Annotated in this window: 15 protein-coding genes; 13 read left to right on the plus strand and 2 right to left on the minus strand. The window is 53.8% G+C overall.

What is annotated here, in order from left to right; translation table 11 throughout:
• Positions 1-57: 57 nt before the first annotated feature.
• From DYE26_RS01770 to DYE26_RS01830, 13 genes are all read left to right on the plus strand, one after another.
• Positions 58-513 carry a Fur family transcriptional regulator gene (locus DYE26_RS01770; protein WP_036621692.1) on the plus strand — a complete coding sequence of 152 codons (456 nt, stop codon included), beginning with the start codon at positions 58-60 and terminating at the stop codon, positions 511-513.
• Positions 514-515: 2 nt separating this feature from the next.
• Complete coding sequence (yidD, locus tag DYE26_RS01775) at positions 516-800, plus strand: membrane protein insertion efficiency factor YidD (protein ID WP_051985378.1); 285 nt, start codon at positions 516-518, stop codon at positions 798-800.
• A 441-nt stretch (positions 801-1,241) separates the two neighbouring features.
• Positions 1,242-3,278 carry a methionine--tRNA ligase gene (metG, locus tag DYE26_RS01780; protein WP_036621694.1) on the plus strand — a complete coding sequence of 679 codons (2,037 nt, stop codon included), beginning with the start codon at positions 1,242-1,244 and terminating at the stop codon, positions 3,276-3,278.
• A gap of 245 nt (positions 3,279-3,523) precedes the next feature.
• Positions 3,524-4,549 carry a metal ABC transporter substrate-binding protein gene (locus DYE26_RS01785; protein WP_036621696.1) on the plus strand — a complete coding sequence of 342 codons (1,026 nt, stop codon included), beginning with the start codon at positions 3,524-3,526 and terminating at the stop codon, positions 4,547-4,549.
• 90 nt (positions 4,550-4,639) lie between these two features.
• The gene (locus tag DYE26_RS01790) at positions 4,640-5,401 is read left to right on the plus strand and encodes a metal ABC transporter ATP-binding protein (RefSeq protein WP_036621701.1); all 762 of its coding nucleotides are present in this window, start codon (positions 4,640-4,642) and stop codon (positions 5,399-5,401) included.
• A 22-nt stretch (positions 5,402-5,423) separates the two neighbouring features.
• Positions 5,424-6,227, plus strand: coding sequence for a metal ABC transporter permease (locus tag DYE26_RS01795; protein WP_036621704.1), 804 nt, complete (start codon positions 5,424-5,426; stop codon positions 6,225-6,227).
• Between the two features lie 114 nt (positions 6,228-6,341).
• The gene (locus tag DYE26_RS01800) at positions 6,342-7,055 is read left to right on the plus strand and encodes a cytochrome c biogenesis CcdA family protein (RefSeq protein WP_036621706.1); all 714 of its coding nucleotides are present in this window, start codon (positions 6,342-6,344) and stop codon (positions 7,053-7,055) included.
• Positions 7,056-7,187: 132 nt separating this feature from the next.
• A complete protein-coding gene (gene mntR, locus DYE26_RS01805; protein WP_036621708.1) occupies positions 7,188-7,613 on the plus strand; it encodes a transcriptional regulator MntR in 426 nt (141 codons plus the stop codon).
• Positions 7,614-7,740: 127 nt separating this feature from the next.
• Positions 7,741-9,417: a family 10 glycosylhydrolase gene (locus tag DYE26_RS01810; RefSeq protein WP_036621709.1), complete on the plus strand. Its 1,677-nt coding sequence runs from the start codon at positions 7,741-7,743 to the stop codon at positions 9,415-9,417.
• Between the two features lie 355 nt (positions 9,418-9,772).
• A complete protein-coding gene (locus DYE26_RS01815) occupies positions 9,773-11,482 on the plus strand; it encodes a proline--tRNA ligase (RefSeq protein ID WP_036621711.1) in 1,710 nt (569 codons plus the stop codon).
• 77 nt (positions 11,483-11,559) lie between these two features.
• Positions 11,560-12,534: a patatin-like phospholipase family protein gene (locus tag DYE26_RS01820; protein ID WP_036621713.1), complete on the plus strand. Its 975-nt coding sequence runs from the start codon at positions 11,560-11,562 to the stop codon at positions 12,532-12,534.
• Between the two features lie 269 nt (positions 12,535-12,803).
• Positions 12,804-13,922, plus strand: a complete 1,119-nt coding sequence (locus tag DYE26_RS01825) for an IS110 family RNA-guided transposase (protein WP_036623922.1) — start codon at positions 12,804-12,806, stop codon at positions 13,920-13,922.
• A gap of 625 nt (positions 13,923-14,547) precedes the next feature.
• Positions 14,548-15,741, plus strand: a complete 1,194-nt coding sequence (locus tag DYE26_RS01830) for an IS4 family transposase (RefSeq protein WP_036622946.1) — start codon at positions 14,548-14,550, stop codon at positions 15,739-15,741.
• A 339-nt stretch (positions 15,742-16,080) separates the two neighbouring features.
• Here the strand turns inward: DYE26_RS01830 and DYE26_RS01835 are convergent, their stop codons facing one another.
• Positions 16,081-16,410 (minus strand): hypothetical protein, encoded by a 330-nt coding sequence (locus tag DYE26_RS01835; protein WP_036621715.1) that lies wholly within the window; start codon positions 16,408-16,410, stop codon positions 16,081-16,083.
• 7 nt (positions 16,411-16,417) lie between these two features.
• Positions 16,418-17,416, minus strand: coding sequence for a DUF1385 domain-containing protein (locus DYE26_RS01840; protein ID WP_036621717.1), 999 nt, complete (start codon positions 17,414-17,416; stop codon positions 16,418-16,420).
• Positions 17,417-17,492: the final 76 nt, after the last annotated feature.

The raw sequence follows: 17,492 nt of genomic DNA on the forward strand, positions 1-17,492 counted from the left end.
TGCGGCATTATTAAAGAAGACGCATGTAGAAACGGTTCAAGACAGGAGGAATGTCACATGCTGTCGACAGAGGATATTATTAAGGTGATGTCCAGCCGGGGGTTGCGGATTACGGATCAACGCAGAAGTTTGGCGAAGCTGTTTGCCGGGACGGACGGTTATCTGACCCCAAAGGACGTTTATGACTATATGTGCAAGAAATACAGCGGGCTCAGCTTTGATACGGTATACCGCAATTTGCGCGTGATGGAGGAACTCGGTGTTTTGGAGCAGGTTGTATTCGAGGACGGGTTGAAGTTCAGGGTTTCCTGCAGTGAAGGAGAACATCACCATCATATGATCTGCCTGCAGTGCGAAAAGACGTACCCGATTCATTTTTGTCCAATGCCGCTGACCGATGCGCCCGAACAGTTTCAGGTAGTGAAACATAAATTCGAAGTGTTCGGGTATTGTGAAAATTGCCGTCCGGACGCAAAAGATAAGCAGGTTCCGGAGCAGCACGGGGTGTCCTGAAAATGGGCGTGGTTCGCAAGACGTTTCAGGCTCCGATTTACGTCTATCGTAAATTCATTTCTCCGCTGAAGCCGCCGACCTGCCGGTTTTATCCGACCTGTTCGGCTTACGCTCTTGAGGCGATCGAGGTTCACGGGCCGTTGAAGGGATCATGGCTGGCGGCTAAGCGCATCGCGAAATGCCATCCCTTTCATCCGGGGGGCATCGATCCGGTTCCGCCGAAAGCGGAGAAGCGCCGCGGGAGCGGCGGAACGCCGCCGGTAAGGGACGGTCGGGCCCGAAGTTAGGCGCGGAAGCGGCGGCACTTCGCTTGACACGGCCTGAAACTTTTCATAAGATATAGAAAGTTATATACTTCCAGTGAACGGATGAGTACGAAGAAGGAATTCAGCTACAGAGAGCCGGGGAAGCTGCAAACCGGTCTGAATCCGCTTTGGAAGATGGTCCGGGAGGAACCGTTTTCGAGCCGGCGTCCGCGTTTTACGAACGGGCGGGTAAGGGGACGGCGTAAGTCCGGCGTTAACGGAGGGGTCGTTAATCGACCTGCGGAGCCCGCCGCCTGTAAAGGCGCGGGGAATTTGGGTGGTAACACGTGAGCAATCTCTCGTCCCATAGGGGGCGGGAGTTTTTTTGTTGCATTTAAATGCGTGTTCAAAAAGGCGGGTTTTCTACCACCGAAGCCGATGCCTTCCGGACAACCTCATTAAGAACAAGGAGATGAAAAGAGTATGTCTAACAACAAACCAACCTTCTACATCACGACGCCGATTTATTACCCGAGCGACAAACTGCACATTGGGCACGCCTACACGACGGTGGCCGGCGACGCCATGGCGCGCTACAAGCGGCTGCGCGGGTACGATGTGCGCTACTTGACGGGGACCGACGAACATGGGCAGAAGATCGAGCGCAAAGCGCAGGAGAAAGGGCAAACGCCGCAGCAGTTCGTGGACGGTATCGTAGCTGGGATCAAGCAGCTGTGGGAGAAGCTGGATATTTCCTACGACGACTTCATCCGCACGACGGAACCGCGGCATAAGCAGGTTGTTGAAGAGATCTTCGACCGTCTAGTGAAGCAGGGCGATATTTATAAAGGCGAATACGAAGGCTGGTACAGTATTCCCGACGAAACCTACTATACGGAATCGCAGCTTGTCGATGTCGTCCGGAACGAAAAAGGCGAAATCGTCGGCGGTAAAAGCCCCGAAAGCGGACATCCGGTCGAATTGGTGAAGGAAGAGTGTTACTTTTTCCGGATGAGCCATTACGTGGACCGTCTGCTGAAGTATTATGAAGAAAATCCGGACTTCATTCAGCCGGAATCGCGCAAAAACGAGATGATTAACAATTTCATCAAACCGGGGCTCGAGGATTTGGCCGTATCGCGGACGACGTTCGGCTGGGGCGTCAAGGTGAAAGGCGATCCGAAGCATGTCGTGTACGTGTGGATCGACGCTTTGTCCAACTATATTACCGCGCTGGGATACGGCACGGACCACCAGGAGCTGTTCGAACGGTATTGGCCGGCTGACGTGCATCTGGTAGGCAAGGAGATCGTGCGTTTCCACACGATTTACTGGCCGATCATGCTGATGGCGCTGGGGCTGCCGCTGCCGAAAAAAGTGTTTGGCCACGGCTGGCTGCTGATGAAGGGCGGCAAAATGTCCAAATCGAAAGGCAATGTTATGGACCCGAACGTGCTGATCGACCGCTACGGTCTGGACGCGACCCGCTATTATTTGCTGCGCGAGGTACCGTTTGGTTCGGACGGTTCGTTTACGCCGGAAAGCTTTGTGCAGCGGGTGAATTCCGATCTGGCCAACGACTTGGGCAACTTGCTGAACCGGACGGTCGCCATGGTCGACAAATATTTCGGCGGCGAGGTGCCGGCTTACCGGCCTGACGTAACGCCGTTTGACGCGGGGCTGGTGAAAGCGGCGGAAGAAACGGTCCGCAAGGTGGAGGAAGTGATGGAGAATATGGAGTTTTCCGTCGCTCTGACCCACATTGGAGCGTTTATCAGCCGCACGAACAAATATATCGACGAGACGCAGCCGTGGGTGCTGGCGAAGGATGAGGCCAAGCGGGCGGAGCTCGCCTCCGTCATGGTTCATTTGGCCGAATCGCTGCGTATCGCCTCAATCTTGCTGCAGCCGTTCCTGACGCAGGCGCCGGCGAAAATTTGGGCGCAGCTGGGGATCGCTCCCGGGGAGCTGACGGCCTGGGAGAGCCTGCGCACGTTCGGCCTGATTCCGGCACGCACGAAGCTGGTTAAAGGCGAGCCGATTTTCCCGCGGCTCGATGCGGAGCAGGAAATCGAGTTTATCGTAAACTCGATGAGCGGGGGAGCGCCGGCCGCGGAGGAAGCGGCGGGAGCGGCTGCGGCGAGCGCTGCTTCGGCGGCGCCGGCGGCATCGGCGGCGGAGAAGCCGGAGCTGAAGGACGAAATCGGAATCGACGATTTCGCCAAGGTGGAGCTGCGCGTAGCCCAGGTGCTCGCCTGCGAGCAGGTAGAGAAGGCCGACAAGCTGCTGAAGCTGCAGCTGGATCTCGGCTTCGAGCAGCGCCAGGTCGTATCGGGCATCGCCAAGTTCTACAAGCCGGAGGAACTGGTCGGGCGCAAGGTCATTTGCGTCACCAACCTGAAGCCGGTGAAGCTGCGCGGCGAGCTGTCGCAGGGGATGATCCTCGCGGCTTCGCAAGGCGATCAGCTGACGCTGGCGACGGTGCCGGACTCGATGCCAAACGGCGCGGTCGTCAAGTAAGCTAAACGGAGCAGCGGCTATTCGCCCGCAAAACCGCCGGGAGTCAACGTACTCCTTGGCGGTTTTTGTTATTTGCCGGCTTTTTCGAGGAAGACTAGAAGATAGGCTCCTTGATTTCCGCGAAATGTCGGCGATGTGTGTCGAAAATATACAAAGCAGGCTGAATTTAATAGTTGACAATCGTTTGGGAAAGGTCCTATAATCCTTTTGGTAATCATTACGATTAAGAAAAGGGGAGTTAATCCATGCGTTTACATAAAAAGAGCTGGATTATGCCGGCGGTTTTGCTGCTTGCGGGAGCGTTGCTGCTTTCCGCGTGCGGGAAGAACTCCGGCGGGAACATTGTGGAGGGCAAAGTTAACGTAGTCACGAGTTTCTATCCGATTTATGAGTTCGCCAAGGAAATCGGCGGGGAGCACGCGAACGTCATCAATCTGCTGCCAACGGGCGTGGAGCCGCATGATTGGACGCCGCGCAGCCAGGATATTTTGAATACTTCGAAGGCGCAGCTGTTTCTCTACAACGGTGCCGGACTTGAGGGATGGGTGCCCAATTTCCTGAAAGGGCTGGGGAATGACGCCAAGGTTAAAACGGTGGAGGTCAGCAAAGGCATTGAGCTGATTCGGGCGGAAGGCGATGATGGTCATGGACATGGGGCGGTGGCTGAGGAATCCGAGGAAGCTGAGGAAGCCGGCCATTCGCATACGGAAGGAACCCAGCATTCGCATGAAGGGCATGACGTCGACGCATCCGTCGATCCGCATACCTGGGTAAGCCCCAAATCCGCGATGGTCATGGCGGAAAACATCAAAGACAGCTACGTCTCCGCTGACCCGGAGCACCGGGCGGATTACGAAGCGCGTTACGAATCGTTGGCCGCCAAGCTGAAGACGCTGGACGCCGAATTTACGCAACAATTGTCCGGCGTGTCCCGACATGAAATCGTCGTTTCGCATCAGGCGTTCGGTTATCTGTGCCGCGATTACGGTCTGACGCAGCATGCGATTATGGGGCTTTCGCCGGAAGCCGAGCCGCGGGCGCAGGATTTGGTCGCTTTATCGAAACTGGTAAAGGACCGCGGTATCAAGTATGTTTTCTTTGAGGAATTGGTCTCGGACAAATTGGCCAAAACGCTGGCGTCCGAAGCCGGCGTAAAGACGCTGGTGCTGAACCCGGTCGAAGGCTTGACCAAAGCGCAGGAACAGGCCGGGGACAATTATTTCACCTTGATGAAGAAAAATTTGCAAAATTTGATTCTCGCTCTACAATAAAGTAAGAAGAAACAGCCATCGACGTAATTCAAAGATAAATCACGTAATCCAAAGATAAATAAAGAAGACTCGTACCGGAAGGAAGACGTTATGAAATCCGATACTACCGCGGCCCTTGAGGCCGATTGCCATAACAGCATTATCGAGCTGGATCATGTCTCTTTTGCCTATAAAGAACAAAAAGTGATTTCCGACTTCAGCTTCGTTGTCCGGGAGCGGGATTTCGTCGGGGTAATCGGCTCCAACGGGGCGGGAAAAACAACCCTGCTGCGCATGATGGTCGGTTTGCTGTCGCCGACGGAGGGGGAAATTCGCTTGTTTGGCAAGCCGATCCGGCGTTTTCGCGATTGGGAACGGATCGGATACGTGCCGCAGAAAAATGCCTTTAACCCGCTGTTTCCGGCGACCGTTCGCGAAGTGGTGCTGTCGGGATTGTACAACAACAAGAAGCTTCTCCGCCGCATCGGGCGCGAGGAGCAGCGCAAATGCGACGATGCGCTGGAGGTGATGCGGATCGGCGATCTCGCGGGCAAGCGGATCGGCCAACTGTCGGGCGGGCAGCAGCAGCGCGTTTTTTTGGCCCGGGCGCTGGTCAACAAACCGGATTTGCTTGTGCTGGACGAGCCGACCGTCGGGATCGACGCCCAGACGCAGGCCGATTTTTTTGAATTGATCTTTCATATGCATGCTCACCATCATATGACGTTCCTGATGGTTTCCCACGATATTGAAATGATCGAAGGGCGCCTGGGGAGCGAACCGCGCGAGCGGTGCGGTGCGATCAAATTTTATGTGCGCCATTCGCATGAGCAGGATTGCGCCATCCCGGACCTGCAGCATTCGCTGATCTAGTAACCTTTAGGAGTTGTGAATCTTGGAAATCTTAACCGCTGATTTTTTTCAAAGAGCGCTGGCCGGGGGGCTGCTCATCGGATTGACGGCGCCGCTCATCGGGATATTTCTGGTGCTGCGCCGCTTGTCCATGATCGGGGATACGCTGGCGCACGTCACGATTGCCGGGGTCGCTTTGGGCTTTCTCGTGGGCGCATATCCCGTAGGGATCGGACTGGCCTTTGCCGTTGCCGCATCCTTTGCCATCGAAAAGCTGCGTAAAGCGTACAAAGGTTACGCCGAGCTTTCGATCGCGATCATTATGTCGGGCGGTGTTGCCCTGGCCTCCCTGTTCTTTACGCTGGGGATGGGGTACAATACGGATGTCACCAGTTATTTGTTTGGAAGCATTTATACGCTTGACACCACTGATCTGTATGTCGTAGGGGGCGTAACCGTCGTTGTCGTCGCGGTGGTGTCTTTGTTTTTCAAGGAATTCTTTTTGCTCACTTTTGAAGAGGACGCGGCGTCGGTCAGCGGGCTGCCCGTAAAGCTGCTCAATCTGCTCATCACCGTGATGACGGCACTTGTGATCAGCACGGCGATCAAAATCGTCGGCGCTCTGCTGGTGTCCGCGTTGCTTACGATTCCGGCGGCCTGCAGCCTGCTGATCGCCCGCAGCTTCAGAACTTCCGTCATTTTCTCGGTGATTGTGGCCGAAATCGCCGTGGTTGCCGGTTTACTGACAGCGGGAATTTGGAACCTGGCGCCTGGAGCGACGATCGTGCTTCTGCTGATTTTTATGCTGATCCTCACCTTGCTTGGCAAAAAAGGCTTGTCCGCTTAAGTGAGGTTTTGGCGGTTGGAACACCGAAATTTATGGCCCGGAAAGCCGCTTGCGGCTGCTAAGGCACGGATAAGCTGCTGACAAGCAGCGAAAAAAGACGCTTTGGAGGTTACGATGGCCGATATCAATTTGGGACTCGCTTTCGGCGCGGGGGTGGCTTCGTTTATTTCCCCGTGCTGCCTGCCTTTATATCCTTCCTATCTATCCTATATCACCGGGATGTCGGTTCAGCAGCTGAAGACGGAACAAACCAAGCGGGAGGTCCGCTTCCGGACGATGACCCATACGCTCGCGTTTATCCTCGGGTTTTCCGTCGTTTTTTTCACGCTTGGTTTTGGCGCGGGGTTGTTTGGCGAACTGTTTAACCAATACCGGGGTCTGATCCGCCAGCTTTCCGCCATTTTGATCATATTGATGGGCTTGTTTTTGCTTGGTATTTTCCAGCCCCAATTTCTGATGAAGGAGCGCAAGCTCGATCTCAAATTCAAGCGGGCCAGCTATGTCGGATCGTTCATTTTCGGCGTCGGCTTTTCCGCCGGCTGGTCTCCCTGCGTCGGACCGATTTTGGCGGCGATTATCGCGCTTGCGGTCAGCGAACCGGGGACGTGGCTTGGCCTGATTACGGCCTATACGCTCGGATTTGCCGTTCCTTTTTTTATTCTGGCGTTTTTTATCGGTTCCACCAAATGGATCGTCCGCTATTCCGCGGTGATGATGAAAATCGGCGGCGCCCTCATGCTGCTCATGGGCGTTCTTCTGTTTACGAACCGCATGGCTCAAATCACCATTTGGCTGCAGCAAATTACTCCGGAGTGGCTGAAATTCTGACGTGGGCGGAAGCGGGAAAGTGTGCAAAAGTGCACTTGCCAACGGACAATCATAACATGTATCATAAACAGAGTAGTGTTTTTTGCGTACAATGAAGTCCGCTTCAACTCATGGAAAAGAGGGAATCATCAGATGCCAACGCCCAGTATGGAGGATTATTTAGAGCGTATCTACAAGCTGATCGACGAGAAGGGATACGCGCGAGTATCCGATATCGCGGAAGGTTTGGAGGTTCATCCTTCGTCTGTCACGAAAATGATTCAGAAATTGGACAAGGATGAATACTTGATTTACGAGAAGTATAGAGGGCTGGTATTGACCAGCAAAGGCAAAAAAATCGGAAAACGGCTCGTGGACCGGCACCATCTGCTGGAGGAGTTTCTCGGCATGATCGGGGTCGATCATGAAAATATTTATAAAGACGTGGAAGGAATCGAACATCACCTGAGCTGGGATTCCATTACCCGCATCGCAACGCTGGTGGAATATTTCAAACGCGACAACTCGCGGATTCGCGACCTGGAAAACGTGCATCAGGAATTGTTAAACGAATCTTAGAAGAAGCATCTGTCTTATGAACAAGGCAGATGCTCTTTTTTTCGGGGGAACCGCAACTCTTCGGCTATCCAAAGCGTTAATAGAAATAGACGGATTTGTCCATACATAATATTTGTGGAGGTTACTGATGAAATTTCGCACTTGGTTTATTCCTCTTCTCGTTTTACTGCTTGCGTGGCCGATAGGCGGACAGATGAAGGCGAACGCGGCCGACGCCATTACGATTCTATTGGACGGGACGAAGCTGACCACCGATGCCCCGCCTTATATCAAAGCGCAGCAAAACGTAACGATGGTTCCGCTAAGGGTGATTAGCGAAGGTTTGGGCGCGCAGGTAGCGTGGTCGCAGGCCGCAAAAACGGTCACGATCCAAAAGGACGGCAGCACCCTGGCTCTTGTCGTAGGCGAGCAAACGGCTCAGGTCAACGGTGCTCCTGTAGGACTCGACGTTTCGGTGGAAAGTACGCAAGGGCGCACGATGGTCCCGCTGCGCTTTGTCGGCGAGCAGCTTGGGCTGGACGTAGATTGGGATCAGCAATCGAAGACGATCTCGCTTTCCACGGGACGGAAAGCGGAAACGCCTGCCGCCGATACGGATAAGGATACCGGCAAGGACGATTCACAGAGCAGCCTGCCGCAAACATCGCAGACGCCGCAGAAGCCGCAAACGCCGCAGGCGGGAACGCCCGTGGACGCGGACGGTCTGCGCGGCGTCTGGGTGTCCACCGTTGCCAATCTGGATTGGCCGAGCACTAGCTCGTACGGAAAAGCGGAAGCGCAAAAGGCGGAATACATCAAGCTGCTTGACGATGTGCAGGCGATGGGGATGAACGCGGCGTTCGTCCAGGTCCGTCCTTCGGCGGACGCCATTTACCCTTCCAAGCTTGTTCCGTGGTCCTCTTACTTGACGGGTACGGCCGGTAAAGATCCGGGGTACGATCCGCTACAGTTTTTGATCGAGGAAACGCATCGCCGGGGGATGGAGTTCCATGCCTGGTTTAATCCGTTCCGGGCCAGCACGGGCGGGAACGCCAGCAAGCTGCCGGCGAACCATGTCGCCAACGCGCATCCGGATTGGATCGTGAAATTCGACGGCAAGCTCTATATTAACCCCGGCATTCCGGAAGCCCGGGAGCATGTGATCGAGGCGATTATGGAAGTCGTCCAAAACTACGATATCGATGGCGTTCACCTGGACGATTATTTTTATCCGACGGGGGAAACGGCATCGAGCAAGTTTAACGATGACAGCACGTACAAACAATACAATGCCAAGCAAATTTCCAACAAGGGAGACTGGCGCCGGGATAACATCAATCAATTTGTAGAAGAACTTGGGGCCAGCATTAAGCAGGAAAAACCGAAGGTCTCGTTCGGCATCAGCCCGTTTGGGGTATGGCGCAACAAAACGAACGATATTACCGGCTCCGACACTAAAGCGGGGATCACGGCTTACGACAGCACTTATGCCGATGTGCGCACCTGGATCAAACGCGGATGGATCGATTACGTCGCTCCGCAGCTCTACTGGAGCATGACGCGCAAGGAAGTCCAATACGACGTGCTGGCCAATTGGTGGGCCGGCGAAGTGCGCGGCACGGGCGTGAAGCTGTACATCGGCCATGCCCCGTACAAGATCGGCACGCCGGAAATCGGCTGGTCCAGCGCATCGGAAATAATCAGCCAGCTGGAGTATAACCGCCAGGTTCCGGAAATCAGCGGCAGCATCTTTTTCAGCGCCAAAGACTTGCGCAAAAATCCGCTTGGACTGATTCCGCTGCTTAAGGATTATTACGGTATGTAAGATTTTTACTGAATTTGCTTGACAACGGAGTTTGGATCATATAAATTCGTACTCATACTATCTCATATGAAATAGCCGTGATTAAGGACATAAGCATCCATTTCGCGCCCCCAGAGAGGAGGTCCGTAGAGCTGAAAGGCCTCTGCCGCGTGGGATTGCTTCCCGCCTTAGGAGCTGTACGGGAGAACTTCGCATTAACCCCGTACCGGATTCCGCCGTTATCCGGATTAGAGCAGCGTTGCTTTTTGCGGTAACGGTGAAAATAGGGTGGTACCACGACACATTCGTCCCTGACGAATGTGTCTTTTTGCGTTTATACGGCTTATTTCATGAAACGATAAGGAGGTCATCTGCGATGCGTCAAAGCCAGTTATTGCTGCCTACGCTAAGGGAGGTTCCGGCGGAAGCCGACTCGGCCAGCCATGCTTGGCTGCTTCGGGCCGGTTATATCCGCCAATTGGCTGCGGGGGTTTATACCTATTTGCCTCTAGGAAGACGCGTTCTTCACAAACTCGAACAAATCGTCAGAGCGGAGATGGATCGGGCCGGGGCGCAGGAGTTGCTGCTGCCGGCGCTGCAGCCGGCCGAGCTCTGGCGCGAGTCGGGCCGTTATTCCCGTTACGGAGCCGAACTTATGCGGCTCATCGACCGTCACGGCCGGGAATTTGTGCTTGGACCGACTCATGAGGAAGCGATTACCAGCTTGCTTAAAGGGGAGGTTCATTCTTACCGGAAGCTGCCGGTTACGGTATATCAAATTCAGACCAAGTTCCGGGATGAACGGCGCCCCCGCTTCGGCTTGCTGCGCGGCCGGGAATTTTTGATGAAGGATGCCTATTCTTTTGACGCGGACTGGGCCGGTCTCGATGTTTCCTATTCAATGATGTACCAGGCGTACCGGAATATTATGCAGCGTTGCGAACTGAACTATCGCGCCGTGGAGGCGGATTCCGGCACGATTGGGGGCGAAGGCGGGTCCCATGAATTCATCGCTTTTGCCGGCATCGGCGAGGACGTTGTCGCGGTCTGCGATCACTGCGAATACGCGGCCAATATCGAAAAAGCCGCCTCACTGCATCACAACGCGACTATACCGCCGCTGCCCGGTGATGCCGCTTGGGAAAAAATTCATACGCCCGGAGTGCATAGCATCGAGGAATTGACACAGTTTTTGCAAGTTACGTCCGCCGCGCTGATCAAAACGTTGATTTACGTGCTGGACGGCAAACAACCGGTGGCTGTGGTCGTACGCGGGGATCATGAAGTCAACGAACTGAAGGTGCAAGCCTATATGAACGCCGAAAGCATTGAGCTTGCCGACCCGGCTGCGGTTGAACGAGCAACCGGCGCTCCGCCCGGTTTTGCGGGGCCTCTCGGATTAAAGATTCCGATTCTTCTCGACCGGGACGTCAGCACACTGCCGGAGGGGATTGCGGGAGCGAATGAACGTGATTACCACCTGCGGCATGTTAGTCCGGCCAAAGATATCGTAACGAGTTATATCGGGGATTTCCGCAATGTCATGGAAGGCGAGACTTGCCCGAAATGTCAGGCCGGCAAGCTGACGTTGTCTCGCGGAATCGAAGTGGGCCATATTTTTAAATTGGGTACAAAATACAGCCAGATGCTCGGGGCGTCCTATTTGGACCGGAACGGCAAGCGGCAGGATATGATTATGGGATGCTACGGCATCGGTATCTCGCGTTTGCTCTCCGCCGTGGTTGAACAGCATTACGACGAGCGCGGAATCGTTTGGCCGGCGGCCCTGGCTCCTTATCGGGTGCATATCATTCCCGTATCCGTGAAGGATAGGCAGCAAATCGAACTGGCCGAACAACTGTATGAGCAACTGGCCCGCAAAGGAATCGAGGCGCTGCTGGACGATCGCGACGAACGCCCGGGCATCAAATTCAATGATGCCGACCTGATCGGCATCCCCTACCGTATTATTGTCGGGAAAGCCGCCGGACAAGGCGAGATCGAATTTATGAAACGCGGGGAAGCGGAAGTGGAGAAGATGACCTTAGAGGAGGCGCTTTCCCGCATCACGGCTCCGTTAGAATAAATCTCCGCATACGTACAACCTCCGCCATCATACATAAGCAGTAGACTTGTGTATGGGATGGGGGGCTTTGGAATGCGATGCTGATGAACGGCGTGTTTGAAGGCGGGGGCGTCAAAGGCATTTCGCTGACGGGAGCGGTAAGGGCGGCCGAAAAATACGGGGGGAAGTTCTATCGCGTAGCCGGCACCTCATCCGGGTCAATCGTGGCCTCGTTGATCGCGGCCGGGTATACCGCGGAAGAGATGAAGGACATTATCTTGTCCACGTCGTTTTCCCGTTTTCTTAAACGGGCGCGGATTTTTAATATGGCCCTCGTCGGGCCGGCGCTCCGAGTGCTGCTGAAAAAAGGGCTCTACTCGGGCGAGGGGTTTGAGGATTGGGTCAGGCAAGTTTTGCTGGCCAAAGGCGTAAGGACGTTTGCCGACCTCCCCCAAGGCAAGCTGACGATCATCGCATCGGATATTACGAACGGCAAAATCCTGATACTGCCGGACGATTTGGCCAAAATAGGCCTGCGGCCGGAATCGTTCGAGGTCGCCAGGGCCGTGCGCATGAGCTGCAGCATTCCGTATTTTTTCGATCCCGTGCTGCTGCGCCTGCCGCCGAAGCTGGCCAAAGGCAAGCCTTTTTCCGAACAGTTCCTTCATATCGTCGACGGCGGCCTGCTCAGCAACTTCCCGCTTTGGCTGTTTGACCAGGAAACGCCGCGCAGCGGAGAGCGGATTCCGACGGTCGGGTTTCAAATGGTCGGCAAAAACACCAACCAGCCCCACGACATTCGCGGGCCGTTTTCCATGCTGCAGGCGATCGTGGAAACGATGCTGTCGGCGCACGATGAACGTTATATCGAACAATCGAACCGCTACCGGACGATAAAAATTCCGACGTTAGGGTTTCCGACGACGCAGTTTGAAATTAGCGAGGAGGAGAGCCTGCTCCTTTACGAGTCGGGCCTGCGCGCCGGCGAGCGGTTTTTCGGCAAATGGAACGCTCAATATTATGAGGAGCAATTTAATAAATATCAGCAGGCGAATCCGGGCGCTTTTAAATGACAGGTAAGGATGTCCCGGGAAAAAGACGGGCGAAATCCACTAGCGTTGCATGAACTGGGGAAATGATCATGTTTTCAAGCCGATAATGCGCCCGCCGGAAATCTAACGGTTGTAGCAGCGGCTAATTTGCGAAAAAAGCCTTTTTCAAAACTCTAGCTATGATGAACGTAAACAAAAGACAGCCCTCCATATTGCTACATCTCGTAGGTTAAAATGGATAGTGAAAACCAAACCATTTCAGAGCTACATAGCAAAGGAGAGCTGATACTATGCAGTCTACCACAAAATTCGTCGGTTTAGATGTATCCAAAGAAAAAATTTCGGTTGCTATTGCAGATGCAAGCGGTGAAACTCCTCGCTATTACGGGAGCATTCCTCACACCCCGGCGGCGCTGCGCAAGCTGATCAAAGAACTGGGACCGGCCGAAACGCTATCGTTTTGTTATGAGGCAGGTCCGACAGGTTACGAAACCTATCGCTGGATCACCTCCATGGGAGCCCATTGCGTTGTCATTGCTCCGTCGCTTATTCCCAAACGCCCTGGCGATCACGTGAAGACGGATCGACGGGACGCCGAGCAGCTTGCCCGTCTGTTTCGTGCAGGAGAATTGACTCCTGTCTACGTCCCGGAGCGGGAAGACGAGGCTTTGCGGGAGTTGGTTCGCGCCCGGGAGGCCGCCAAAGAGGACGCGCATCGGGCACGCCAGCGGATATTGAAGTTCCTGCTCCGCCATCAAATCGAACCGCCGGCTACGATAAAGCGTCGTTGGACCCGGAAGTACCGTTCCTGGCTGGAGCAACTGACATTCCCTTATGAGCCCATGCAAGTAGCCTTCGACGAGATGCTCCATACCTTAAATGAGATCGAGCAGCGGATGGGGCGTTTGGAAAAAGCCTTGGTTCAGCAAGCCACGGTCGGCTCCAAGGCAACTCTGATTCGGGTGCTTCAGTCCCTGCGTGGGATTGGACTACTGACGGCCGTCACTCTAGCTGCTGAGATCGGTTCATTTACTCGCTTCCGCTCCCCGGCCCAACTCATGGCGTATTTAGGGTTGGTTCCTCGTGAGAGTTCAACCGGCCTGAGTACTCGGCGCGGAAGTATGACCAAAGCCGGTAACGGGCGCTTGCGCCGATCCTTGGTGGAATCCGCCTGGAGCTACCGTCATCGGCCTGCGGTGAAAGGAGATCTCGCCAAGCGTTTGGATGGCATGCCGGCCGATATACAACTGTTGTCGTGGAAAGCGCAAGAAAGATTGCATTACAAATACCGTCATCTCATTTTTGGAAAGAACAAACACAAAAATGTGGCCGTAGGCGCGGTGGCCAGGGAGCTAACCGGGTTCATATGGGCTGTTGCTCGAACGGTGGAACAACCGGTGGCTAACTAACGCCCCTTCCGTCCCCTTTGGGGAGACGCAGGGAGCGTTGCCCCCTGCACCCCCACACTCGCCGTGAGGCGTTCCTCATTTCCAATGAGGAATAGGAAAAGTGTTGATTTGAACCTAACCGCTTGTCAAGAAAAGCGCTTGACAAGCTCACGCCTGAGCACGAGGCCCGGGAGCAAACGAAGGTTCCGGGAGAGAATTTGCGTCAACCGTTTGCACTAGGTGAGTAACTGAACGTGCGCTTCTAGCTTGCAAGAGCTCTCCTTGACGAAGGCATAACATGTGGTACCAACCCACGGATAGCAGCGTGCCGACCGTCGCTCGCATTTTTGCTCTCGCGCCACGTGCTCAGGCACCTCTCACACGGAGGGCTTGACAAAAACGTTCATAGCAACGGTTGTGATCGCCGTTATTTGCCTGAATCTAAGCAAACTAAGCCGGAATTCAGTGAAATAAGCGCTATGGCAACACTAGCCATGCGTAAAATCTAACATGAAACGTTAGGAATTAAAGGGAACGAAAAAGTTCAAACACTTTCCAGGATTTGGCCTTCCCAAGTAAAAAAAATTCTCCTAATGTGGAAGTGTGGCACACGTTATCCGTCACACTCACAAAAGGAGAAATTCCCATGGATAACGTACCGAATTTATCGACCATTTGTCAATGCCTAAAGTTGCTGGAGCTTCAAGATTTCCGTTCACTTCTGGGCGATCACTGGGCAAAGAAGCTCTTCACCGGCAACACCATTCAACTGCATGTCGCGGGCCAACTGCTCGGCGCCACGTCGTACGACATGATCACCGAACAACTGCAGGCGCATGTGCCGTTGCAAGAAATTACCGGGCTTTCGTCCATCAGCCCATCGACGTTGTCCCGGAAAACGACCACCCTGTGCACCGACACGCTGCAAGCTGTATTTGTGAAATTGGTCCAAGCGATTCAGCATCTCCATCCGGATCGACCGGACAAACTGCCCGGCGGAAAAAAGCTGCGCCTCCTGGATGCGACCGAGTTGACGCTGCCCCTGCAGCGGGCCAGTTGGGCGAATTGCTCCAAAAGCAAACACGGAGTCAAAATGCATACGCGTGTGGTCGTCGCGGATCCGGCGAAACTGGTCTATCCCGACCGCATCATCGCCAGCACCGTAGATGTAAATGAGACGGAATTGTCGCTTGAACTCGTGACCGACCCTGAGGCCATTCATATCATGGACCGCGGGTACCAAAAGCATGAACACTTTGAACGATGGGACCAGCCGGCGAACAAAATCAACTTTGTCTCCCGCATTCGCGAGAATACGCAGTTCGTCGTGACACGGGACTTCCGGATCCCCAAAGCCGATCGGAGCTTCATCGTGTCGGATCGCAAGGTGCTCCTCAACAAATGCAGTCGCAAGTTGCGGCTCATCGTCTTTCGCGACGAAGAGGAGAAGGACTATTTCCTGATTACCAACTGCTTTGAGGTCTCCGCAGCGGAGATTGCACAGATGTATAAGTATCGCTGGCTCATCGAACTGTTCTTCAAATGGATCAAGCAGCACTTGCGGATGGTGAAGGTGTTTAGCTACTCACCACAGGGTATCTGGAATCAGTTGTACTTGGTGCTCATTGCATTTGCGCTCTGCACGCTCGTTCGCCTTCAGACCGCGACCTCAAAGACTGCATGGGAGGTCCTTAAACTGATACGCATCTATGCCCATTATCCGTGGGCGGCGTTACTACAGGCGCTAGAACGAAAGCCGTCGCGCACCTCTAAGGGCAGGCAGCGCTTGCCGGCTCCCCGTGAGCCGCAACCGGTTCAAAAGAAAGTTATCGTGCGATAGGTCGAACTGCATATTTCCATTAAAAGGAAAACTGTGCCACTTCTCCGCGGACATTCTCCTTTTTGAATCTAAGACCGAAATAAACCTGTAAATATATTTCATTAATTACCAAAATAGCAATTAGACCATAATTTTAACTTTTCATGTCAGGTTGTTTGCATGGCTAGCGCTATGGCAACCGTTAGAATATTGGTGCGGCTAGAAAATGTATCTTGGCAGATTTAACGCAACGGCTAGTGGGTGAAATCTAAAAAAGCAGGGCGAAAGCCATCTTGTATGGCTATACGTCCTGCTTTTTTCAGATAGATTGCTTTAAGCGAAAGTTCTGAACAACCTATTTTAGTGGTATTTGGGCAAGTCGTCGTCATTTTTGCCTTTTTGGCCGTCAATGACTTGAAAAGGATAAGATTTGCGTCTTTCGCCGGAAGAACTGCGCCGTTGTTCAGCGGCCACTTTGGCCATCGTCCGCGCGGAAGGCTTGACTTTGGGCTGCTGCTTCTTCCGGTATTTCCGCGGCGGGAACTTGTATAGCAGAAATACTATGCCGACGATGGCGACCGGAACGATGATGTTCGCCAAACTGATGATATGGCTAACGAATATTCCGTTAACGATGCCGATTACGACCAGGAGCATGATGATCCAAAACATGATGCCTTGTTTTTTCATGCTTTCATCACCCTTTCAAAGGATCCAAAGCTGAACTTACCGGCGATTCCACGACATGAACTTTCTCCAGTTCGGCATCCAGCTCGCGCATGCGGTTGAAAGAAGCGATCGACACTTCCACTTGATCGTCGGTCGGTTCTTTAGTGGTCAGAAGCTGGAGCCAAAGACCCGGATACCCGAGAAAACGCAGCACCGGAATATCCCGCACGGCGTTGGTGAACCGCAGCAATTCAAAAGAGATGCCAATAACCAGCGGGAGCAGCAGAATCCGGATGTACATCCGTTCCCATACCGTATCCCAGCTGAAGATCGGCAGCGAATAAATGATGACGCCGACGATAACCGTCAAAATAATAAAGCTGCTGCCGCAGCGGTAATGCAAACGGCTGTATTTTTGCACGTTTTTGGGCGTTAATTCTTCTCCCGCCTCATAGGCGGAGATAACTTTATGCTCCGCGCCGTGATACTGGAACAACCGCTTGACGACCGGAGTTTGCGAGATAAGCCATAGGTAAGTCAGCAGCAGCGCGATTTTGATGACGCCTTCCACGAGCGTATGCAGCGTTTGGCCCGCAAAAGCGTGCTGGAACAAATACTGCTCAAGCAGGGCGGGAACCAGCGTGAAAATGAGTTTGCCGACGATAAAAGACAAAACCCCGGCCACGGCAACGCCGACCAGCATCGTCAGCGAAAAGCCGGACTCCTCCTTTTCCTTCTGTTTGGCGCGTTCCTCCGGTTCCACCTCGTCATCGGCCATGGCTTCGGCGGAATAATTGAGATGTTTGGAGCCTTTGGCGCTGGAATCGACGATGCTGACAATGCCACGGATGAGCGGAATTTTGCGCAGCATTTTGACCCAGTCTTTATCTTGTTTGGGAACTTCAAAGAAAGTAATTTCTCCCGTTTTACGGCGCACGGCCGTCACATTAACATGTTTACCACCGAACATAACGCCTTCTATAACGGCTTGGCCGCCGTAAATCGCGGGTGCAGATTGCTCAGGCAAGCATTTCACCTTCCTACAATGATATAAGTTATGTGCGAACGGACGGCGGGCGTCATTCGTAATAAATCCATTGTAT

Origin of the sequence: Paenibacillus macerans, assembly GCF_900454495.1 — a bacterium.
Taxonomy (GTDB): domain Bacteria; phylum Bacillota; class Bacilli; order Paenibacillales; family Paenibacillaceae; genus Fontibacillus; species Fontibacillus macerans.